General features: G+C 61.5%; 19 protein-coding genes (1 of these 19 only partly in view). 12 read left to right on the top strand and 7 right to left on the bottom strand.

Annotated features, from left to right (window positions below; translation table 11 throughout):
• The coding region annotated (locus tag JV201_RS05380; RefSeq protein WP_257903290.1) for an IS481 family transposase crosses the window boundary (this coding region is incomplete at its 5' end): on the top strand, nt 1-535 show 535 of its 1051 nt. 516 nt of the annotated region lie to the left of the window's left edge.
• A 125-nt stretch (nt 536-660) separates the two neighbouring features.
• On the opposite strand, the gene JV201_RS05375 is transcribed toward JV201_RS05380, so the two are convergent.
• Nucleotides 661-1374, bottom strand: coding sequence for a tellurite resistance TerB family protein (locus tag JV201_RS05375; protein ID WP_003209547.1), 714 nt, complete (start codon nt 1372-1374; stop codon nt 661-663).
• Nucleotides 1375-1542: 168 nt separating this feature from the next.
• On the opposite strand from JV201_RS05375, the gene JV201_RS05370 reads away from it, so the two are divergent.
• The 9 genes from JV201_RS05370 (at nt 1543) to JV201_RS05330 (ending at nt 13779) form a co-directional block, all read left to right on the top strand.
• Entirely contained in the window at nt 1543-2454 is a 912-nt protein-coding gene (locus tag JV201_RS05370; protein WP_003209548.1) for a LysR family transcriptional regulator, read from the top strand.
• Nucleotides 2455-2587: 133 nt separating this feature from the next.
• Nucleotides 2588-4045: a gamma-aminobutyraldehyde dehydrogenase gene (locus JV201_RS05365; RefSeq protein ID WP_003209549.1), complete on the top strand. Its 1458-nt coding sequence runs from the start codon at nt 2588-2590 to the stop codon at nt 4043-4045.
• 72 nt (nt 4046-4117) lie between these two features.
• A complete protein-coding gene (gene ydcS, locus JV201_RS05360) occupies nt 4118-5269 on the top strand; it encodes a putative ABC transporter substrate-binding protein YdcS (RefSeq protein ID WP_177008140.1) in 1152 nt (383 codons plus the stop codon).
• A 180-nt stretch (nt 5270-5449) separates the two neighbouring features.
• Nucleotides 5450-6484, top strand: a complete 1035-nt coding sequence (locus tag JV201_RS05355; protein ID WP_219406600.1) for an ABC transporter ATP-binding protein — start codon at nt 5450-5452, stop codon at nt 6482-6484.
• Nucleotide 6485: 1 nt separating this feature from the next.
• Nucleotides 6486-7415, top strand: a complete 930-nt coding sequence (locus JV201_RS05350; RefSeq protein ID WP_003209552.1) for an ABC transporter permease — start codon at nt 6486-6488, stop codon at nt 7413-7415.
• Nucleotides 7405-8214, top strand: coding sequence for an ABC transporter permease (locus JV201_RS05345; protein WP_003209553.1), 810 nt, complete (start codon nt 7405-7407; stop codon nt 8212-8214). The genes JV201_RS05350 and JV201_RS05345 overlap by 11 nt, the downstream gene beginning before the upstream one ends.
• Before the next feature lie 116 nt (nt 8215-8330).
• Complete coding sequence (locus JV201_RS05340; RefSeq protein WP_008438218.1) at nt 8331-9755, top strand: gamma-aminobutyraldehyde dehydrogenase; 1425 nt, start codon at nt 8331-8333, stop codon at nt 9753-9755.
• 174 nt (nt 9756-9929) lie between these two features.
• Nucleotides 9930-11792, top strand: coding sequence for an NAD(P)/FAD-dependent oxidoreductase (locus JV201_RS05335; protein WP_219406599.1), 1863 nt, complete (start codon nt 9930-9932; stop codon nt 11790-11792).
• Between the two features lie 361 nt (nt 11793-12153).
• Complete coding sequence (locus tag JV201_RS05330; RefSeq protein ID WP_008438223.1) at nt 12154-13779, top strand: glucan biosynthesis protein D; 1626 nt, start codon at nt 12154-12156, stop codon at nt 13777-13779.
• A 45-nt stretch (nt 13780-13824) separates the two neighbouring features.
• On the opposite strand, the gene JV201_RS05325 is transcribed toward JV201_RS05330, so the two are convergent.
• The 6 genes from JV201_RS05325 to JV201_RS05300 form a co-directional block, all read right to left on the bottom strand.
• Entirely contained in the window at nt 13825-14010 is a 186-nt protein-coding gene (locus JV201_RS05325; RefSeq protein WP_003209560.1) for a hypothetical protein, read from the bottom strand.
• Nucleotides 14011-14207: 197 nt separating this feature from the next.
• Entirely contained in the window at nt 14208-14744 is a 537-nt protein-coding gene (locus JV201_RS05320) for a GNAT family N-acetyltransferase (protein ID WP_087695111.1), read from the bottom strand.
• A complete protein-coding gene (locus JV201_RS05315; RefSeq protein ID WP_177123194.1) occupies nt 14728-15228 on the bottom strand; it encodes an ATP-binding protein in 501 nt (166 codons plus the stop codon). Before JV201_RS05315 ends, JV201_RS05320 begins: the two co-directional genes overlap by 17 nt.
• A 192-nt stretch (nt 15229-15420) precedes the next feature.
• Complete coding sequence (locus JV201_RS05310; protein WP_003209564.1) at nt 15421-16527, bottom strand: NADH:flavin oxidoreductase/NADH oxidase; 1107 nt, start codon at nt 16525-16527, stop codon at nt 15421-15423.
• 151 nt (nt 16528-16678) lie between these two features.
• Nucleotides 16679-18388: a single-stranded-DNA-specific exonuclease RecJ gene (recJ, locus tag JV201_RS05305; RefSeq protein WP_008438230.1), complete on the bottom strand. Its 1710-nt coding sequence runs from the start codon at nt 18386-18388 to the stop codon at nt 16679-16681.
• 186 nt (nt 18389-18574) lie between these two features.
• Complete coding sequence (locus tag JV201_RS05300) at nt 18575-19117, bottom strand: YaeQ family protein (RefSeq protein WP_003209567.1); 543 nt, start codon at nt 19115-19117, stop codon at nt 18575-18577.
• Nucleotides 19118-19262: 145 nt separating this feature from the next.
• Here JV201_RS05300 and JV201_RS05295 point away from each other — a divergent pair, with 145 nt between their 5' ends.
• Nucleotides 19263-20462, top strand: coding sequence for a CaiB/BaiF CoA-transferase family protein (locus JV201_RS05295; RefSeq protein ID WP_219406598.1), 1200 nt, complete (start codon nt 19263-19265; stop codon nt 20460-20462).
• Nucleotides 20462-21340 carry a TIGR02285 family protein gene (locus JV201_RS05290; RefSeq protein ID WP_003209569.1) on the top strand — a complete coding sequence of 293 codons (879 nt, stop codon included), beginning with the start codon at nt 20462-20464 and terminating at the stop codon, nt 21338-21340. Before JV201_RS05295 ends, JV201_RS05290 begins: the two co-directional genes overlap by 1 nt.
• The last annotated feature ends 161 nt before the right edge of the window (nt 21341-21501 follow it).

The following is a 21501-nucleotide window of genomic DNA, read 5'->3' as shown; positions in this document are numbered from 1 at the left end:
CGTCGATAACGGGCCCCCATGGGGCTCTCCGCGTAATCCGGGGGAGATCACGGAACTGAGTATCTGGCTTGTTCGCCTAGGTATCAGAGTAAGTTTCAGTCGGCCTTTCCACCCTCAAACCAATGGAAAAATCGAACGATTTCATCGGTCACTCAAGGCTGAAGTGCTCAACGGCCGCCATTTTCGGACGCTTGCAGAAGCGCAAACAAATCTTGATCAATGGCGAGAGGTTTATAACCATCAACGCCCTCATCAAGCCCTGGATTACAAGGTTCCAATGGACCGATACCGAGAAAGCCCCTGGGCTTATCCGGAGACGCTTTTGGCGTTTGAGTACGGGCCGGACGATTTAAAGGCCAAGGTTTATCACAGCCGATTTAAGTTTCAGAAGCGCTATTTCAGGATCGCCAAAGGCCTGGCCGGACATCACATCGCACTACGTCCCAACACTGAGAGTGACGGGCTATTTGACGTCTATTTCTGCCATCATTTTTTGCGAACGATCGACGTGAAACAGCCTGATTACGGTTCATAATGTGTCAACCATGTCCCCGCACATGTGTCCACCATGTGTCCGGTCCGTACACGCTTTTGCAAAGTGACTCGCTGTAAGAGAGAAACCATAAGTAGCCGTTACCGCAGAAACGGATATGTACACAATCAAACCACCTCAGCCTGCCGCACCTGCTTCTCCAGTTCAGCCTTCAACCCCGGCTCCAACTTAAGCTGCCGCGCCAACTCATCGAGGTAAGCCTTCTCCATGAAGTTCTCCTCATCCACCAACATCACACTGGCGATATACATCTCGGCAGCCAACTCCGGAGTACTGGCAGCCCGAGCCACATCTGCCGGATCCAGCGGCTTGTTCAGCTCGGCATGCAACCACTGCTGCAACTCACGATCGTTATCCAGCTTCACAAACTCCCCTTCGATCAACGCCCGCTCACGCTCATCCACATGCCCGTCAGCCTTGGCCGCAGCCACCAGCGCCTTCAAAATCCCCTGGCTGTGCTGCTCGACCTGGGCCGGCGGCAACCGATCAATGGTCTGCGGCTCCCCTTGAGGCGCACTGGCCTGCTGCGCCTGCCAATTACCGTAGGCCTTGTAGGCAATCACCCCCAAAGCAGCCAACCCGCCATAGGTCAGCGCCTTGCCGCCAAACTTGCGGGCTTTCTTGTTGCCCAGCAACAGACCCATGGCGCCGGCCGCGAGGGCCCCACCACCGGCACCGCCAAGCAAGCTACCCAATCCGCCGCCACCCAGCAGTCCGCCAAGGGCACCCTTGTCATCTGACTTGCGCTGCCCGCCAGCCTTGTTCTGCAACATGTCCTGGCCGGATTTGAGCAGTTGATCGAGCAATCCACGGGTATTCATTCACAACCTCCAGAAACTCAAGTTCACAGGACCAATAGGCCCCCAGCGTAAAACTAAGTGCCAAAAACCCCCGATCTAGAGTGCTTCCAGATGTAACGCGCTTACCCCTCAATTAAAACGATATACACTCGAACAAATCTATAAAAACACCCCACTGGTAATTCCAGCATGATGACCTTGCGTCAGATCCGTCACTTCATCGCCGTGGCCGAGACCGGCTCGATCTCCGCCGCTGCCCAGACCGCCTTCATCTCCCAGTCCACCCTGACCCTGGCGATCCAGCAACTGGAACAGGAAATCGGCGTCAACCTGTTCAACCGCCACGCCAAGGGCATGACCCTGACCCACCAGGGCCACCAGTTCCTGCGCCAGGCGCACCTCATCCTCGCCACCGTCGACAACGCCAAGCGCAGCCTGCAACAGAGCACCGACCAGGTGGCCGGGCAGTTGATCATCGGCGTGACCAGCCTGGTCGCCGGCTACTACCTGGCGGACTTGCTTACCCGCTTCCAGCGCGCCTACCCCAATGTCGAAATCCGCGTGATGGAGGACGAACGCCCCTACATCGAACACCTGCTGGTCAGCGGTGAAATCGACGTCGGCGTGCTGATCCTCTCCAACCTCGAAGACCGCCACGCCCTGCAAACCGAAGTGCTCACCCACTCGCCCCACCGTTTATGGCTGCCCGCCCAGCACCCGCTGCTGGAACACGACAGCATTAACCTGGCGGATGTGGCGCGCGAGCCGCTGATTCAACTGAACGTCGACGAAATGGGCCACAACGCCCAACGCATGTGGACCGGCGCCGGGCTGCAACCTCGCGTCACCTTGCGCACCGCCTCGACGGAAGCCGTGCGAAGCCTGGTCGCCGCCGGCCTGGGCGTGTCGATCCAGCCGGACATGACCTACCGCCCCTGGTCCCTGGAAGGCGACATCATCGAGGCCCGGCCGATTGCCGACCTCAGCCAGACCCTCGACGTGGGCCTGGCCTGGCGCCGGGGCACGGCGCGCCCGGCGCTGGTGGACCCATTCCTGACGGTGGCCCGCGAACAGCCCCACCCACGCAAGCCATCTATTTAATCGAATGCTGCTTTCAGTATTTAGTATTTGTTGACCTCGCGCCTGACCTCTAGTCTCTGCTCATCCCATAAGAGAAGGTCAGGCGCCTCGCACGAGAACAGCCATGACCACACAAGAAAAGAGATCGCGAAAAATGTCTGGCGCGCCCACACCGCTGCTCACTGCGTTGCTGATCGACGGCGAACTGGTCCCGGGCCAGGGGTTTGTCGAGCCGATCATCAACCCGGCCACCGGTGAAATCCTCACCCATATCGCCGAAGCCAGTACCGAGCAGGTCGAAGCCGCAATCCTCGCCGCCCACCGGGCCTTTGCCGGTTGGTCGCGGACCACGCCCCAGCAGCGCTCGAACATCCTCCTGGGCATCGCCGAGACAATCGAAAAACAAGCAGACTACCTCGCCCGCCTGGAATCGCTGAATTGCGGCAAGCCGCTGCACCTGGCACGTCAGGACGATTTGAGCGCGACCGTCGATGTGTTCCGTTTCTTCGCCGGCGCCGTGCGCTGCCAGACCGGGCAACTGAGCGGTGAATACCTGCCGGGCTACACCAGCATGGTGCGTCGCGATCCGATTGGCGTGGTGGCCTCCATTGCGCCGTGGAATTACCCGCTGATGATGGCCGCCTGGAAAATCGCCCCGGCCCTGGCGGCCGGTAATACCCTGGTGTTCAAGCCGTCGGAACATACCCCGCTGTCGATCCTGGCCCTGGCGCCCGTACTGAGCCAGTTGTTGCCGCGCGGGGTGATCAACATCCTGTGTGGCGGCGGCGAAGGGGTCGGCAGCCATTTGGTCAGCCACCCGAAGGTGCGCATGGTCTCGTTGACCGGCGATATCGTCACCGGGCAGAAGATCCTCCAGGCCGCCTCCAAGACACTCAAGCGCACGCACCTGGAACTCGGCGGCAAGGCCCCGGTAATCGTGTGCAACGACGCCGACCTGCAAGCCGTGGTCGAAGGCGTGCGCGCCTACGGTTACTACAACGCCGGCCAGGACTGCACCGCCGCGTGCCGCATCTACGCCCAGGCCGGCATCCACGACAAATTGGTGGCCGAGCTCGGCGCCGCCGTCAGCAGCCTGCGGTTTGCCGGCAAGCGCGATGCCGACAACGAACTCGGCCCGCTGATCAGCACCCGCCAGCGCGACCGCGTCGCCAGTTTCGTCGAACGCGCCCTCGGCCAGCCGCATATCGAACGCATCACCGGCGCCGCCGTGCATTCCGGTGCTGGCTTCTTCTACCAGCCAACCTTGCTGGCCGGTTGTAAACAGAATGATGAAATCGTGCAGCGCGAAGTGTTCGGCCCGGTGGTCACCGTGACCCGCTTCGACGAGCTGGAACAGGCGGTGGACTGGGCCAACGACTCGGAATACGGCCTGGCCTCCTCCGTGTGGACCCAGAATCTGGACAAGGCGATGCAAGTGGCGTCGCGCCTGCAATACGGCTGCACCTGGATCAACAGTCATTTCATGCTGGTCAGCGAAATGCCCCACGGCGGCTTGAAGCGCTCGGGGTATGGCAAAGATCTGTCCAGCGATTCGCTACAGGACTACAGCGTGGTGCGGCACATCATGGCGCGCCACGGCCAGCATCTTTAAAACAACAACTACGCTCACGCACCACCTGCTGCAAAAACTGCCCCGACCATAATTAAAGAAGAGGGAACCCCCATGTCTGCGCACAAGACCGCACTGCTCAGTGCCCTGACCACCGCGCTGCTGGCCAGTGTCAGCATCCAGGCCGCCGAACCGCTGAAGGCGGTGGGTGCCGGTGAAGGCCAGTTGGATATCGTCGCCTGGCCCGGCTATATCGAACGTGGCGAAAGCGACAAGAACTACGACTGGGTCACCGGTTTCGAGAAAGAGACCGGCTGCAAGGTCAACGTCAAGACCGCCGCCACCTCCGACGAGATGGTGAGCTTGATGGCCAAGGGCGGCTACGACCTGGTCACCGCGTCGGGCGATGCCTCGCTGCGGTTGATCGTCGGCAAGCGCGTACAGCCGATCAACACCTCGCTGATTCCCAACTGGAAGAACATCGACCCGCGCCTGAAAGATGCGCCGTGGTACGTGGTCGGCCAGCAAACGTACGGCACGCCGTACCAGTGGGGCCCGAACGTGTTGATGTACAACACCAACGTGTTCAAGACCGCGCCCACCAGCTGGAACGTAGTGTTCGATGCGCAGAACCTGCCGGACGGCAAGCCGAACAAAGGCCGCGTGCAGGCCTATGACGGCCCGATCTACATCGCCGATGCGGCGCTGTACCTCAAGGCCACCAAGCCGGAACTGGACATCCAGAGCCCGTACGAGCTGACCGAAACCCAGTACAAGGCCGTGCTCGACCTGTTGCGCGCCCAGCAGCCGTTGATCCACCGCTACTGGCATGACACCACCGTGCAAATGAGCGACTTCAAGAACGAAGGCGTGGTGGCCTCCAGCGCATGGCCGTATCAGGTCAACGGCCTGGTGAACGAGAAGCAGCCGATTGCCTCGACCATTCCGAAGGAAGGCGCCACCGGCTGGGCGGATACCACCATGCTGCACACCGATGCCAAGCACCCGAACTGCGCCTACAAGTGGATGGACTGGTCGCTGCAGCCGAAGGTCCAGGGTGATGTGGCCTCGTGGTTCGGTTCGTTGCCGGCGGTTCCCGCGGCGTGCAAGGAAAGCGAACTGCTGGGCGCCGAGGGTTGCAAGACCAACGGTTTCGACCAGTTCGAGAAGATCGCCTTCTGGAAAACCCCGCAGGCTGAAGGCGGCAAGTTCGTGCCATACAGCCGCTGGACCCAGGATTACATCGCGATCATGGGCGGGCGCTAAGCACTCCCTAGTTGATCGTTCCCACGCTCCGCGTGGGAATGCCTCCTGTGACGCTCCGCGTCACGACTTTAAGGGCGGACGCGGAGCGTCCAGCGCTGCATTCCCACGCAGAGCGTGGGAACGATCACCTCTACCTCCGATTTAATTTTTACAAGACGCGCCTTTTTGGAGCACCGCACCATGACGCTTGCAGTCCAATTCACCCACGTTTCCCGTCAGTTCGGCGAAGTGAAAGCCGTTGACCGGGTTTCCATCGATATCCAGGACGGCGAGTTCTTTTCCATGCTCGGCCCTTCCGGCTCGGGCAAAACCACGTGCCTGCGCCTGATCGCCGGGTTCGAGCAACCCAGTGCCGGCTCCATCCGCATCCACGGTGAGGAAGCCGCCGGCTTGCCGCCGTATCAGCGCGACGTGAACACTGTGTTCCAGGATTACGCGCTGTTCCCACACATGAACGTGCGGGACAACGTGGCCTACGGCCTGAAAGTCAAAGGCGTAGGCAAGACCGAACGCCTCAACCGCGCCGAAGAAGCGCTCGGCATGGTCGCCCTCGGCGGTTACGGCGACCGCAAGCCGGTGCAACTCTCCGGCGGCCAGCGTCAACGTGTGGCCCTGGCCCGCGCACTGGTTAATCGTCCGCGCGTATTGCTGCTGGATGAGCCCCTCGGCGCTCTCGACCTGAAGCTGCGCGAACAGATGCAAAGCGAGCTGAAGAAACTGCAACGCCAACTTGGCATCACCTTCATCTTCGTCACCCACGACCAGACCGAAGCACTGTCGATGTCCGACCGTGTGGCCGTATTCAACAAGGGCCGCATCGAACAGGTCGACACCCCGCGCAACCTGTACATGAAGCCCGCCACCACCTTCGTCGCGGAATTCGTCGGCACCTCCAACGTGATTCGCGGCGAATTGGCGCAACGCTTGAGCGGTAACCCGAAGCCGTTCTCGATCCGCCCGGAACACGTGCGTTTCGCCGAAGGCCCGCTGGGCAGCGGCGAGGTGGAAGTCAGCGGCCTGCTGCATGACATCCAGTACCAGGGCAGCGCCACCCGCTACGAACTGAAACTGGAAAACGGCCAGGCCCTGAACATCAGCCAGGCCAACAACCAATGGCTGGACACCACCGCCGGGCATCAAGTCGGCCAGTCCATCACCGCGCGCTGGGCGCGGGAAGCCATGACGCCGTTGACCGACATCGCAGGCGAGGTGTGACATGAGCCTGGCCCTGTCCCAACCGCCGATGCGCAGGTTTTCCAACCTGCTGTACAAGAAGCCCAACCTGTACCTGTCGCTGCTGCTGGTGCCGCCGCTGATCTGGTTCGGCGCGATCTATTTGGGGTCGCTGCTGACCTTGCTGTGGCAAGGCTTCTATACGTTCGATGACTTCACCATGGCGGTCACCCCGGACCTGACCCTGGCCAACTTCGCCGCGCTGTTCCAGCCGTCGAACTTCGACATCATCGTGCGCACCTTGAGCATGGCGGTGGTGGTGTCCATCGCCAGTGCCATCGTCGCGTTCCCGATCGCCTACTACATGGCGCGCTACACCACCGGCAAGACCAAGGCGTTTTTCTACATCGCGGTGATGATGCCGATGTGGGCCAGCTACATCGTCAAGGCCTACGCCTGGACCCTGCTGCTGGCCAAGGGCGGCGTGGCGCAGTGGTTCGTGCAGCACCTGGGCCTGGAGCCGGCGCTGCAATTCATCATGGGCATTCCCGGCGTGGGCGGCAGCACCTTGAGCACCTCGCACCTGGGGCGGTTCATGGTGTTTGTGTACATCTGGCTGCCGTTCATGATTCTGCCGATCCAGGCCTCGCTGGAGCGTTTGCCGCCATCGTTGCTGCAGGCCTCGGCAGACCTCGGCGCGAAGCCGCGCCAGACCTTCATGCAGGTGATTCTGCCGCTGTCGGTGCCGGGGATCGCGGCGGGTTCGATCTTTACGTTCTCGCTGACCCTGGGCGACTTCATCGTGCCGCAACTGGTGGGCCCGCCGGGTTACTTCGTCGGCGGCATGGTGTACGCGCAACAAGGCGCTATCGGCAACATGCCCATGGCCGCGGCGTTCACCCTGGTGCCGATCGTGCTGATCGCGGTTTACCTGTCCATCGTCAAACGTCTGGGGGCCTTCGATGCACTCTGAAAAAGCCTCACTCAGTCTAAAAATCGCGGCCTGGGGCGGGTTGGTTTTCCTGCACTTCCCGATCCTGATCATCTTCCTCTACGCCTTCAACACCGAAGAGGCGGCGTTCAGCTTTCCACCCCAGGGCTTCACCCTGAAGTGGTTCAGCGTGGCCTTCTCGCGGCCGGACGTATTGGAAGCGATCAAGCTGTCGCTGCAAATCGCGGCCATCGCCACGCTGATTGCGATGGTGCTCGGCACCCTGGCCTCGGCGGCGTTGTATCGCCGGGAGTTCTTCGGCAAGCAAGGCATCTCGCTGATGCTGATCCTGCCGATTGCACTGCCGGGGATCATCACCGGTATCGCGTTGCTGGCGACCTTCAAGACCCTGGGGATTGAGCCGGGGATGTTCACCATCATCGTCGGCCACGCGACCTTCTGCGTGGTGATCGTCTACAACAACGTGATCGCCCGTTTGCGCCGCACTTCCCACAGCCTGATCGAAGCCTCGATGGACCTCGGCGCCGACGGCTGGCAGACCTTCCGCTACATCATCATGCCCAACCTCGGCTCGGCGTTGCTGGCCGGCGGCATGCTGGCGTTCGCGCTGTCGTTCGACGAAATCATCGTCACCACCTTCACCGCCGGCCACGAGCGCACCTTGCCGCTGTGGCTGCTCAACCAGTTGAGCCGGCCACGGGATGTGCCGGTGACCAACGTGGTGGCGATGCTGGTGATGATCGTGACGATGTTCCCGATCCTGGGTGCCTATTACCTGACCCGCGGCGGCGAAAGCGTGGCCGGTAGTGGCGGTAAATAACTGACAACACATTGCCACTGAAGGAATGAGATTCAAATGTGGGAGCGGGCTTGCTCGCTCCCATACTTGAACCGGTTTCGGCAGGGGAAACGATGCAGCTTTAAGAGGACTGAACCATGCAAACCAAACTGCTGATCAACGGCCATCTGGTCGAAGGCGAAGGCCCGGCGCAGCCGGTGTTCAACCCGGCGTTGGGTCGGGTACTGGTGGAAATCAAGGAAGCCAGCGAAGCCCAGGTCGACGCCGCGGTGCGTGCTGCCGACAGCGCTTTTGAAGGCTGGTCGCAAACGCCACCGAAGGATCGCTCGCTGCTGCTGCTCAAACTCGCCGACGCCATCGAAGCCCACGGCGCAGAGCTGGCCAAGCTTGAGTCGGACAACTGCGGCAAACCCTACAGCGCGGCGCTGAACGACGAGATCCCGGCGGTGGCCGATGTGTTCCGCTTCTTCGCCGGCGCCAGCCGCTGCATGAGCGGTTCGGCCGGCGGCGAGTACCTGCCGGGCCACACCTCGATGATCCGCCGTGACCCGGTGGGCGTAATTGCCTCCATCGCGCCGTGGAACTACCCGCTGATGATGGTCGCCTGGAAAATCGCCCCGGCCCTGGCCGCCGGTAATACCGTGGTGCTCAAGCCTTCGGAACAAACCCCGCTGACCGCGCTGCGCCTGGTGGAACTGGCCGCTGAAATTTTCCCGGCCGGTGTACTCAACCTGGTGTTTGGCCGTGGGCCAACCGTGGGCAGCCCGCTGGTGAATCACCCGAAAGTGCGCATGGTGTCGCTGACCGGTTCGATTGCCACCGGGGCCAATATTATTTCCAGCACTGCCGACAGCGTCAAACGCATGCACATGGAACTGGGCGGCAAGGCGCCGGTGATCATCTTCAACGACGCCGATATCGACGCGGCGGTGGAAGGCATTCGCACCTTCGGCTTCTACAACGCCGGGCAGGATTGCACCGCTGCGTGCCGGATTTATGCACAGGCCGATATCTACGACACGTTCGTCGAGAAGCTCGGCGCGGCGGTTGCCAGCATCAAATACGGTTTGCAGGATGACCCGGCCACCGAGCTGGGCCCGCTGATCACCGCACAGCACCGTGACCGTGTGGCCGGGTTTGTGGAGCGTGCCGTGGCGCAATCCCATATCCGCCTGATCACGGGTGGCAAGGCGGTGGAAGGCAACGGGTTCTTCTTTGAGCCGACCGTATTGGCCGACGCGCAGCAGGACGATGAAATCGTGCGCCGCGAAGTGTTCGGGCCGGTAGTGTCGGTAACCAAATTCAACGACGAGGCCCAGGTATTGGCCTGGGCCAACGATTCGGACTACGGCCTGGCCTCTTCCGTGTGGACCGCCGATGTCGGCCGCGCCCATCGCCTGGCTGCACGGTTGCAGTACGGCTGCACCTGGGTGAACACCCACTTCATGCTGGTCAGCGAAATGCCCCATGGCGGTCAGAAACTGTCCGGCTACGGCAAGGACATGTCCATGTACGGCCTGGAGGACTACACCACCGTTCGCCATGTGATGTTCAAGCACTGACCCCTTACCCCTGTCGAAGCGAGCTCACTGTGGCGAGGGAGCTTGCTCCCGCTGTAGTGCGAGGTGCTCCCAGGTTTTTTGGGGCCGCTACGCAGCCCAGCGGGAGCAAGCTCCCTCGCCACAACAGCCGGCTCCTGCAGGGATCTCATAACAATAAATAATTCGCAGGTTCCCATGGACATCACCCGCCGCGACTTCCTCAACGGCGTCGCTATCACGATTGCCGCCGGTATGACCCCGCTGCAAATCCTCCAGGCCGCTCCCGATGGGCGCTACTACCCGCCCGCCCTCACCGGCTTGCGCGGCAGCCATGTCGGCTCATTCGAAATTGCCCACCAGATGGGCTGGGAAAAGAAGGCCTTCGACACCGATAAACTGCCGATCACCGAAGACTACGACCTGGTGGTGGTCGGCGGTGGCTTGAGCGGTTTGTCGGCGGCGTGGTTCTACCGTGAGAAGCACCCGAAGGCGAAGATCCTGATCCTGGAGAACCACGACGACTTCGGCGGCCATGCCAAGCGCAATGAGTTCCAGGCCGGTGGCCGGCTGATCATCGGCTACGGCGGCAGCGAAGCGTTCCAGTCACCGAATCATCTTTACAGCAAGGAAGTAAACGGGCTGTTGAAAAAACTCGGGGTGAACATCAAGCGCTTCGAGACCGCCTTCGACCGCCAGTTCTACCCGGGCCTGGGTTTGTCCCGCGGGGTGTTCTTCGACAAGGAAAACTTTGGCGAAGACAAACTGGTGACCGGCGACCCGACGCCGATGGTCGCCGACGACATCGCCCCGGACCAGTTGCATGCGCGCTCCATCAGCGACTTCATCAATGATTTCCCGCTGCCGGAAACCGACCGTCAGGCGCTGATTGCCTTGCACGTCGCGCCCAAGGATTACCTGCCGGGCAAGACTGCCGAGGAAAAGGCCGAGTACCTCGCGACCACCAGCTACCGCGATTTCCTGCTCAAGAACGTAGGACTCTCGGAAGGCGCGGTGAAGTACTTCCAAAGCCGCACCAACGACTTCATGGCCTTGAGTATCGACGCGGTGGCGTCGGCTGATGCCTATAGCGTGGGTTTCCCTGGCTTCGGCGGAATGAACCTGGCACCGATCAGCGAAGAAGCCGCCGCAGAAATGGAAGAACCCTACATCTACCACTTCCCCGACGGCAACGCCTCGCTGGCACGCTTGCTGGTGCGCAGCCTGATTCCGGCAGTGGCACCGGGGCACACCATGGATGACATCGTGCTGGCGCCGTTTGACTACGCCAGGCTTGATCAGCCCAGGACGCCGGTGCGGGTGCGTTTGAACAGCACTGCGGTCAGTGTGCGTAACGTCGGTGACGGTGTGCACATCGGCTACAGCCGTGGCGGCCAACTCGCACAGGTACGCGGCAAACGCTGCATCCTGGCCTGCTACAACATGATGATCCCGTACCTGCTGCGCGATCTGCCGGCAGAACAAGCCCAGGCCCTGAGCCAGAACGTGAAGTACCCGCTGGTCTACACCAAAGTGGTGGTACGCAACTGGACGTCGTTCCAGAAGCTGGGGGTGCACGAGATTTATGCAGCGACCCAGCCTTACAGCCGGATCAAGCTGGATTACCCGGTGAGCATGGGCGGCTACGAGCACCCGCGCGACCCGACGCAGCCGATTGGTTTGCACATGGTGTACGTGCCCACCAGCCCCAACAGCGGCATGAACGGCCGCGACCAGGCCCGCGCCGGGCGGGGCAAGTTGTATGGGCAGACATTTGAACAACTGGAAGCGCAACTGCGGGATCAGCTGCAGCGCATGCTCGGCCCGGGTGGCTTCAACCACCAGACCGACATTCTGGCGATCACTGTCAACCGTTGGTCACACGGCTATGCGACCTTCTCCAACAGCTTGTTTGACGATGCCGATGAAAGCGAAAAACTGAAGGACCTGGCGCGCCAGCCGGTGGGACATGTGAGCATCGCCAACTCGGATGCCGCATGGAGCGCGTATGCCCATGCGGCGATTGATGAGGCGTATCGAGCGGTAGGCGAAGTGGGCTGATCCCGGCGTTCCTGAAGGAAGAGATTATTGTGGCGAGGGAGCTTGCTCCCGCTGGGCTGCGCAGCAGCCCCAAACCAGGCGATCGAGATATCCCTGAAGGATCTCGATCGCCTGAGCTGGGGTCGCTTCGCGCCCCAACGGGAGCAAGCTCCCTCACCACACGGTTTCCACAGAAACGTCTTGTTTCATATGCAGCGCCATCAACCCGCCATCAATCATTTTTCCTTGCGCACCGAACCGCTTAAGCTATTTGGTATCTGTTTAATGTCCGTTGCGTTTGGCCGAAGGCATGTCCGAACCGTTTCCCTTGATCCAGCACGTGCCAGGAACGGCGCGGGATTGTTCACGACAGGTTGTATTTATGCACCGCAGGAATTTGCTCAAAGCGTCCATGGCCATCGCGGCTTACACCGGTCTGTCGGCCAGTGGCCTGCTGGCCGCCCAGGCCTGGGCGGGCAACCGCGCCGCTGATGGCGAGGCCCAGGCCTTCGATTTCGAGGCCCTGAAGATCCAGGCCAAGCAGTTGGCAAGTAATCGCTACCAGGACACCAAGCAGGTATTGCCGCCGACCCTGGCGACCATGACCCCGCAGAATTTCAACGCCATCGGCTACGACGGCAAGCATTCGCTGTGGAAAGAATTGAACGGCCAACTGGACGTGCAGTTCTTCCACGTCGGCATGGGCTTCAAGACGCCGGTGCGCATGTACAGCGTCGACCCGAAAACCCGCCAGGCCCGCGAGGTGCACTTCCGCCCTTCGCTGTTCAACTATGAAAAAACCACGGTAGACACCAAGCAACTGACCGGCGACCTGGGTTTCTCCGGCTTCAAGCTGTTCAAGGCCCCGGAACTGGACCGCCACGACGTGCTGTCCTTCCTCGGCGCCAGCTACTTCCGTGCGGTGGATTCCACCGGCCAGTACGGCCTTTCCGCACGCGGCCTGGCCATCGACACCTACGCGAAAAAGCGCGAGGAATTCCCGGACTTCACCAAGTTCTGGTTCGAAACCCCGGACAAGGACAGCACCCGCTTCGTGGTCTACGCCCTGCTGGATTCGCCGAGCGCCACTGGTGCCTATCGCTTCGATATCGACTGCCAGGCCAACCAGGTGGTAATGGCCATCGACGCCCATATCAATGCGCGTACCGCCATCGAGCAACTGGGCATCGCACCGATGACCAGCATGTTCAGCTGCGGCACCGTTGAGCGGCGGATGTGCGACACCATTCACCCGCAAATCCACGACTCGGATCGCCTGGCCATGTGGCGCGGCAATGGCGAGTGGATCTGCCGCCCGCTGAACAACCCGGCTACCCTGCAATTCAACGCGTTTGCCGACACCGACCCGAAAGGCTTCGGCCTGGTGCAGACCGATCATGAGTTCGCCAGCTATCAGGACACGGTGGACTGGTACAGCAAACGCCCAAGCCTGTGGGTAGAACCTACTACTGCGTGGGGTGAAGGCTCTATCGATCTGCTGGAAATTCCTACAACCGGCGAGACCCTGGACAACATCGTGGCCTTCTGGACCCCGAAGAAGCCCGTCGCTGCCGGCGAATCCCTGAACTACGGCTACAAGCTCTACTGGAGCGCCCTGCCGCCGGTCAGCACGCCACTGGCGCAGGTCAATGCCACCCGTTCGGGCATGGGCGGTTTCACCGAAGGTTGGGCGCCGGGCGAGCACTACCCCGATGTCTGGGCGCGGCGTTTTGCCGTGGACTTCAACGGCGGCGGGCTGGATCGTTTGCCTGAAGGCACCGGGATCGAGCCGGTGGTGACCTGCTCCCATGGTGAGGTCAAAGACTTCAGCGTGTTGGTACTGGATGCCATCAAGGGCTATCGAATTCTGTTTGACTGGTACCCGACCAGCGACAGCGTCGAGCCGGTTGAACTGCGGCTGTTCATCCGCACCCAGGACCGCACTTTGAGCGAAACCTGGCTGTACCAATACTTCCCACCTGCACCAGACAAGCGCAAGTACACCTGATACCGAACGTTCCCACGCTCGCGTGGGAACGCCCCTTCGGGATCTTCAGAACCGCGAAATACTCTTCATCGCCCCGATCAAGTACCGCATCGCCACCTGATCACTCTCGGTCAGGGCGCGGTACTGTTCCAGCAATTGCTCTTCGTCCGAACTCAGGCGCCGGCTGCGCAGCGACATCCTGCGGGCCAGAAAAGACGACAACACCCCCGCTACACCATAGGACTTGGCCATGGACTGTCTCCTCGTATCAATCAACTGCTCCTGGTTGCCCATAACCCCATCCCGCGATGCGACCTGCGAGGATCAACAAGCTGATTTCCTGGGCCAGAAATCATGCTTACCTTAAGCGTAGAAACTATCTTGCCGGGCGTGGGACTTTTTTAGAGTAATCACTTAAAAAAACGCTTGCAGGGCAATGACCTACAGCGTTATCCCACAAGCGGCCGGTACAGGTGGATGTCGTGCGGCTCCTGTTGAAACAGCTCGGGATCCGGCTGCTTGAGCAACCGGCAGCCGAGCCGCAGATAGAACTCCACCGTATTGCGCGATTCCGTGGCCGATACGTACAACGCCTCGGCCCCGGCTGCGCGGGCGTGTTCACAGGCCAGGGCAAACAGCTGGCCACCCAGGCCCAGGCCACGGGCCCCATGGCTCACATGCAGGAATTTGAGCTGGCGCATACGCAGGCCCTGGTTGAGGATAACCCGGTTGTCCACTACCACGGCCGCCAGCAGCTTTGCATCGTCAAACACACCGTGCAGCCACCCGCCGCGCTTCAGGCACGCCTGCAAGGCCACGGCATCCTGCTCGGCTTCGCCTTCGGGCCAGCCGCGCATGTCGTGGTGCTCGGGGTACAGCAGCAACTCCCCGTGCTCCACGCGATAGCACGCCTCGATCCGTTCGGTACGGTCAATCAGCGCCAGCAACGGCAGGTCCTTTTCGGTCAGGTCACACTTGATCAACATGCTGTGCTTCCAAGGGTTGATGGTGAACAAGGTTGAAGCCTTCCGCAGGTGTCGGTGCTTCGAAATAGCCGGTGATCAAGTCGAACTGGGCGTCACTGGTTTCGAACGCGTGGGTACCCTCCGCGTTGCGCGCACGCAGGCGTGCCTTGCAGACCTCGTCCGGCACATCCAGGTAGTGCAATTGATGGTCAGCGCCTGCGCCTTCGAACAATGAGCGCATCCAGCGGCGGCTGGCCAGGGTGTTGGCGGGAAAATCCAGCACCACCGAGACGCCGGCCTTGAGCAACGAGATGATATGGGCCGTCAACGCATCGCGCAGGTGGCCGGTGCAGCGCACGTAGTCGCCCAGAGCCTGGATCTGTCCGGGATAAAGGCGTGACAGCCACTCATCCTCGCTGATCAATACCGTCTGTGGGGCTTGCGACAACTGCTGGGTCAGGGTCGATTTACCGGATGCGATTTTGCCGCAGATCAGGTGCAACATGAGCTTCTCCTTGTGTCGCAGGGCTTGGCCGGTGATCGGCGGGCAATAAAAAACCCGCCGGATCAAGGGCGGGTTTTTCATGCTTTTCCAGCACGCGTCAGCCCACCCTCTCCTGGAGGGTGGGAATAATCGAGGCGTTCAGTAATAGAGTCATAGTTTCGACATTAGCTTCAGGCGTTTTCCTACGCAAGGTTAATCCCGCAAGTCCGACTCATGAATCGGCTGGTCGCGATGCGTAGCCCGCTGATACTGCGCCGGCCAGGTCGCTTTGCGCCCGCCCAGGTCATCGTCGGCATGCAGTGGCCAGTACGGGTCACGCAACAGTTCACGGGCGAGGAAAATGATATCGGCCTGACAGGTACGCAAGATGTGCTCGGCCTGGGCGGGCTCGGTAATCATGCCCACGGTGCCGGTGGCGATTCCCGACTCTTTGCGCACACGCTCGGCAAAGCGGGTCTGGTAGCCGGGCCCGGTAGGAATTTCCGCATTGGCCGCGGTGCCACCCGAGGAGACGTCGATCAGGTCGACGCCCAGGTCTTTCAGGCGGCGCGCCAGTTCGACGGTTTCATCCGGGTTCCAGCCGTCCTCGACCCAATCGGTGGCCGAGACCCGCACAAACAGCGGCAGCTCTTGCGGCCAGGCCTCACGCACCGCCGTGGTCACTTGCAGCACCAGGCGGATGCGGTTTTCGAACGAGCCGCCGTACTGGTCCTGACGCTGGTTGCTCAGCGGCGAAAGAAATTGATGCAACAGGTAGCCATGGGCGGCATGGATTTCCGCCACTTTGAAACCGGCGGTCAACGCGCGCTTGGCGGCAGCGACGAAGTCAGCGATCACTTGCTGGATCTGCCCTTCATCGAGTTGCTTGGGGGAAGTGTGCTGCGGATCGAAGGCAATCGGCGAGGGGCCCACCGGCACCCAGCCGCCATCTTCCGGCTTGACGCTGCCGTGCTTGCCGATCCATGGCCGGTGCGTGCTGGCTTTGCGCCCGGCGTGGGCCAGTTGAATGCCCGCCACCGCGCCCTGGGCATTGATAAAGCGCGTGATGCGTTGCAGCGGTTCGATCTGTTCGTCGTTCCACAGGCCCAGGTCCTGGGCGGTGATGCGGCCATCGGCAGTCACGGCGGTGGCTTCGGTAAAGATCAGCCCGGCGCCACCGACGGCACGGCTGCCGAGGTGCACCAGGTGCCAGTCATTGGCCAGACCATCGACGCTGGAATACTGGCACATTGGTGACACGGCGATGCGGTTGAGCAGGGTCAGTTGGCGCAGGGTATAGGGTTCAAGCAGCAGACTCATGGGGCACCTCTTTTATGCAGTGGGCAGGCTCCAGGGTTCTGTTTGAAAGGTCGACGAAAAACCCGTCCCCGGCGGGCTGAAATAAGACAAGGTCACAAGACCGATCACACAGTGCTTAGAGACTAGTCGACAACAGAGGATTGCACAGGGTTCAGCGCGGCTCGATATGCGCGATCATCAGTTGCACGGTTTCCTGGCCACGGAACTCGTTCACGTCGAGCTTGTAGGCCAGTTCCACCCAGCGAATGGTGGGATTGGGCCAGATCTCGCGGTCGATGCCGAAAGCAATGCCATCGAGCTTCACCGATCCACACTCGCTCTTGAGCACCACCTTCAGATGGCGCTCGCCGACGACGCGCTGCTCCACCAGTTGGAACACCCCGTGAAACAACGGCTCTGGGAAATGCTGGCCCCACGGCCCGGCGTTGCGCAGGGCGCGGGCCAGTTCCAGGTGAAACTCTTCAACCGCCAGGGTGCCGTCGGACAGCAGCCGGCCCGTCAGGTCTTCTTCGCGCAGTTGCCGACGCACTTCGGCGTCAAAGGCCTCGGCGAACAGTGGGAAGTTGGCCTCGGGCAAGGTAAGACCCGCCGCCATGGCGTGGCCGCCGTACTTGGCGATCAGCGTTGGGTGCTGGCTGGCCACCACGGCCAGCGCGTCACGAATATGAAAACCCGGCACGGAGCGCCCGGAGCCCTTGAGCAGGCCGTCACCGGCGTCGGCAAAGGCGATGGTCGGGCGGAAGTAACGCTCTTTCATGCGCGAGGCAAGGATGCCGATCACGCCCTGGTGCCATTCCGGGTCGAACAGGCACAAGCCATACGGCATCGACTCCACCGGCAAGTCCTTGAGCTGGGCCAGGGCCTCGCGCTGCATGCCTTGTTCGATGGACTTGCGGTCCTGGTTCATGCCGTCCAGTTGCGCGGCCATTTCCCGGGCGGCGGCGAAATCCGAGGTGAGCAGGCATTCGATGCCCAGGCTCATGTCATCCAGGCGCCCGGCGGCGTTCAGGCGCGGGCCGAGGATAAAACCAAGGTCGGTGGAGGTGATGCGGGCGTGATCGCGCTTGGCTACTTCGAGGATCGCCTTGATCCCCGGCCGGGCGCGACCGGCGCGAATGCGTTCCAGGCCCTGGTAGACCAGGATGCGATTGTTGGCGTCCAGCGGGACCACGTCGGCCACGCTGCCCAAGGCCACCAGGTCCAGCAGTTCGCCGATATTCGGCTGCGGCTTGTTCTCGTACCAACCCAAACTGCGCAAGCGCGCACGCAGGGCCATCAGCACGTAGAAGATCACGCCCACACCGGCCAGGGCCTTGCTGGGAAATTCACAGCCCGGCTGGTTCGGGTTGACGATGGCGTCGGCTGCGGGCAGTTCGTCGCCCGGCAAGTGGTGGTCGGTAACCAGCACCTTGAGCCCCGCCGCTTTCGCGGCCGCCACGCCTTCGACGCTGGAGATACCGTTGTCCACGGTGATCAGCAGCTGTGGCTGGCGCTGCAGGGCCACGGCGACGATTTCCGGGGTCAGGCCGTAGCCGTATTCGAAACGGTTGGGCACCAGGTAGTCGACATGGGCGGCGCCCAACAAGCGCAGGCCCAGGGTGCCCACGGTGCTGGCGGTGGCGCCGTCGGCGTCGAAGTCACCCACGATCAGGATCCGCTGGCGCTGCTCCAGGGCCGTCACCAGCAAGTCCACCGCGGCATCGATGCCCTTGAGCTGCTGATACGGGATCAGCCGCGCCAGGCTTTTATCCAGCTCGGCTTCCGATTGCACCCCGCGTGCGGCGTAGAGACGGGTCAACAACGGTGGCAATTCACCGAGGAATGGCAGGACGGCGGGCAACGGGCGAGGATCGATACGCATGGGGTGACGGAAGCTTCTCTTTAATGTTGAAAATTAGCGGTGATCCCTTGTAGGAGCTGTCGAGCCCCAGCGAGGCTGCGATGGGATCACCTCGTTGTACCTGTCAGACCGCAGCGCCTGCATCGCAGCCTCGCTGAAGCTCGACAGCTCCCACACTCGACCAGCGTCCAATCAGTTATCGACGTTTCAGCCGCGCTCGCCAGCCAGCCATTCCAGCTGGACTTCGTGCTGCCCACGGTCATCGGTCACGAAGATCGTGCCTTCGCTGATCATCACGTCCCACTTGATCACCCGGGGCATGTCCTTGGCCAGCACTTCCAGGATTTCCTGGGGTACGGCGGCGATGCTCACGTTTTTCAGGTTCTTCGCCACCGGCACCACTTTGCCTTCCCAGACGCGCAAGCTGCCGTAGGCCAGCAAGGTCGTGCGTTCGGTACGGCGGGAACACCAGGTCAGGCGGTCCGCGTCCGGCTGGCCGACTTCGATCCAGTGCAGGACGCGATCATCCAGGCTTTTTTCCCACAGCGCCGGCTCGTCTACATCTGACAGGCCACGACCGAAAGACAGCTGCTCGTTGTAGAAAAGCGCGTAGGCCAGCAAACGCACGGTCATGCGCTCTTCGGTTTCCGAAGGGTGGCGGGCGATGGTCTGCTTGACGCTCTCGTACACCGAACGGTCAAGGTCGGTGAGGTTGAGTTCAAACTTGTAGGTCGTGGACGGCTGGGCCATGAACGGACTTCTAGAGACAGGGAAAGGCGGCAAGTCTAACCGATGGCGAGGTGATTCAACGAATACTGCGCTGCATCATCCTTATCACTGCGCCACTCGCCTATGTTAAAAGGCTCACATCCCTGCCCTGCCCGAAAGGTTCCTCATGTCGTTTACCGCCAAACCACTTGCCGGCCTGAAAGTCATCGAACTTGGCACCTTGATCGCCGGCCCGTTTGCGTCGCGCATCTGCGCCGAGTTCGGCGCCGAGGTGATCAAGGTCGAATCCCCGGATGGCGGCGACCCGCTGCGCAAGTGGCGCAAGCTGTATGAAGGCACCTCGCTGTGGTGGTTTGTGCAGGCGCGCAACAAGAAATCCCTCACCCTGAACCTGAAACACCCGGACGGCCTGGCGATCCTCAAGCAACTGTTGGCGGATGCCGACATTTTGATTGAGAACTTTCGCCCTGGCGTGCTGGAAAAGCTCGGCCTGAGCTGGGAAACCTTGCACGCCCTGAACCCGAAACTGGTGATGGTGCGCCTCTCGGGCTTTGGCCAGACCGGGCCGATGAAGGACCAGCCTGGGTTTGGCGCGGTGGGCGAATCCATGGGGGGCCTGCGTTACATCACCGGTTTCGAGGACCGCCCGCCGGTGCGCACCGGGATTTCCATCGGGGACTCGATCGCGGCGTTGTGGGCCGTGATCGGGGCGCTGATGGCCCTGCGTCATCGTGAAGTGAATGGCGGGCTCGGCCAGGTGGTGGATGTGGCGCTGTATGAGGCGATCTTCGCGATGATGGAGAGCATGATCCCGGAGTTCGACGTGTTCGGCTTTATCCGCGAGCGCACCGGCAACATCATGCCCGGCATCACGCCCTCCTCGATCCACACCAGTGCCGACGGCAAACATGTGCAGATCGGCGCCAATGGCGACGCGATCTTCAAGCGCTTCATGTCAGCCATTGGTCGCGACGACCTGGCCAACGACCCGGCACTGGCCAGCAACGATGGCCGCGACAGCCGGCGCGATGAGTTGTACGGGGTGATTGATCGCTGGGTCAACTCGCTGCCGCTTGAGCAAGTGGTGGAACAGTTGAACAAGGCCGAAGTGCCCGCCAGCCGTATCTACAGCGCGCAAGACATGCTGGGAGACCCGCAATTTCTCGCCCGCGAGATGTTCCTCAAGGCGCAGCTCCCGGGCGGCAAGGACTTCAAGATGCCCGGCATCGTGCCCAAACTGTCGGACACACCGGGCAGTTGTGAATGGGTCGGACCGCAGTTGGGCGAGCACAACAGCGTGGTGCTCGCTGAATTGGGCTACGATGCGGCCGCCGTTACTCGCCTGCGTGAGAACGGCGCGATCTGATGGGCCGGCGCTTCATCATTCGACTCTGCCTCCTGGGTTCACTGCTCGGGACTTGGCCACTGTCGAGCCAGGCCCAGGAAACCTTGATCTGGCTGTTGCGTGACCTGCCGCCAGTGACGATTTTCGAAGGCCCGCAAAAAGGCCAGGGCGCCCTCGACCAACTGCTGCCGATACTCGCCGAACACATGCCGGAGTATCGACATCAGATCCTCCACGTGAACCGCGCGCGCGGCATGCAGATGCTCCGCGACCCCGGCACGCTTACCTGCGACCCGTCCCTGCTGTGGACGGCGGAGCGCGCTAAAACCATCGTGTTTTCCGCCCAGGCCTTCGCGGCCGTGAGCAACGGGGTGACGATCCGCCAGGGTCAGCGGGCGCTGCTGGCGCCGTTTGTGGTGGATGGACGGTTCGACCTGGAGGCATTTTTGAATGCACGGGATGCGCGCCTTGGCATCATCGCCGAACGCAGCTACGGCGCCATCATCGATGAAGCGCTGAAGCACACCAGTGCTCACAAACTGGCGCCGCATTACGGCAATGACGCCCTCGGCAGCCTGCTGCAGATGCAACGAAAGGGGCGGCTGGAAGCGGTGCTGGGTTACTGGACAGAAGTGCGCTACCAGGCGCTGCAACAAGGCATTGATCCACAAGAGCTGATCTTCTACCCCATCAAAGGCACCCCGCCCTATCAACTGACCCGGATTGCCTGCACGGATAACGCCTCAGGCCGCACGGCTATCGAGCGGATCAATCAGGTGCTGCGCGAGATCCCGCAGGAGCAACTGCGACAGTCCTACGCCTCATGGCTCGACCCGGTCATGCGTGAGCAATACCTGCAAGACCACCCGACGTTTTTCCAGGATGCCCCGAGCCCATGACAAATCGCAGGCAAAAAGAAACCCCGAGCAGTGGGGAGACAACTCGGGGTTAATAAGGGCCTAAAAAGACCAGTAACAACGAGCCACAAGCACCGGAGCACAATGCTTGATCTCGCTGTTACAAAATCTGACTCACCTTGCCGTAGGAAGGTTCCCAACAA

It is taken from the genome of Pseudomonas sp. Colony2 (genome assembly GCF_019382755.1).
Lineage (GTDB): Bacteria > Pseudomonadota > Gammaproteobacteria > Pseudomonadales > Pseudomonadaceae > Aquipseudomonas.
This window is presented reverse-complemented; position numbering and strand designations above follow the sequence as displayed.

Excerpts from the sequence above, each read along its gene's own strand:
- JV201_RS05375 (WP_003209547.1), bottom strand. The coding sequence starts at position 1,374 with ATGAATACCCGTGGATTGCTCGATCAACTGCTCAAATCCGGCCAGGAC.
- JV201_RS05370 (WP_003209548.1), top strand. The coding sequence starts at position 1,543 with ATGATGACCTTGCGTCAGATCCGTCACTTCATCGCCGTGGCCGAGACC.
- JV201_RS05365 (WP_003209549.1), top strand. The coding sequence starts at position 2,588 with ATGTCTGGCGCGCCCACACCGCTGCTCACTGCGTTGCTGATCGACGGC.
- ydcS (WP_177008140.1), top strand. The coding sequence starts at position 4,118 with ATGTCTGCGCACAAGACCGCACTGCTCAGTGCCCTGACCACCGCGCTG.
- JV201_RS05355 (WP_219406600.1), top strand. The coding sequence starts at position 5,450 with ATGACGCTTGCAGTCCAATTCACCCACGTTTCCCGTCAGTTCGGCGAA.
- JV201_RS05350 (WP_003209552.1), top strand. The coding sequence starts at position 6,486 with ATGAGCCTGGCCCTGTCCCAACCGCCGATGCGCAGGTTTTCCAACCTG.
- JV201_RS05345 (WP_003209553.1), top strand. The coding sequence starts at position 7,405 with ATGCACTCTGAAAAAGCCTCACTCAGTCTAAAAATCGCGGCCTGGGGC.
- JV201_RS05340 (WP_008438218.1), top strand. The coding sequence starts at position 8,331 with ATGCAAACCAAACTGCTGATCAACGGCCATCTGGTCGAAGGCGAAGGC.
- JV201_RS05335 (WP_219406599.1), top strand. The coding sequence starts at position 9,930 with ATGGACATCACCCGCCGCGACTTCCTCAACGGCGTCGCTATCACGATT.
- JV201_RS05330 (WP_008438223.1), top strand. The coding sequence starts at position 12,154 with ATGCACCGCAGGAATTTGCTCAAAGCGTCCATGGCCATCGCGGCTTAC.
- JV201_RS05325 (WP_003209560.1), bottom strand. The coding sequence starts at position 14,010 with ATGGCCAAGTCCTATGGTGTAGCGGGGGTGTTGTCGTCTTTTCTGGCC.
- JV201_RS05320 (WP_087695111.1), bottom strand. The coding sequence starts at position 14,744 with ATGTTGATCAAGTGTGACCTGACCGAAAAGGACCTGCCGTTGCTGGCG.
- JV201_RS05315 (WP_177123194.1), bottom strand. The coding sequence starts at position 15,228 with ATGTTGCACCTGATCTGCGGCAAAATCGCATCCGGTAAATCGACCCTG.
- JV201_RS05310 (WP_003209564.1), bottom strand. The coding sequence starts at position 16,527 with ATGAGTCTGCTGCTTGAACCCTATACCCTGCGCCAACTGACCCTGCTC.
- recJ (WP_008438230.1), bottom strand. The coding sequence starts at position 18,388 with ATGCGTATCGATCCTCGCCCGTTGCCCGCCGTCCTGCCATTCCTCGGT.
- JV201_RS05300 (WP_003209567.1), bottom strand. The coding sequence starts at position 19,117 with ATGGCCCAGCCGTCCACGACCTACAAGTTTGAACTCAACCTCACCGAC.
- JV201_RS05295 (WP_219406598.1), top strand. The coding sequence starts at position 19,263 with ATGTCGTTTACCGCCAAACCACTTGCCGGCCTGAAAGTCATCGAACTT.
- JV201_RS05290 (WP_003209569.1), top strand. The coding sequence starts at position 20,462 with ATGGGCCGGCGCTTCATCATTCGACTCTGCCTCCTGGGTTCACTGCTC.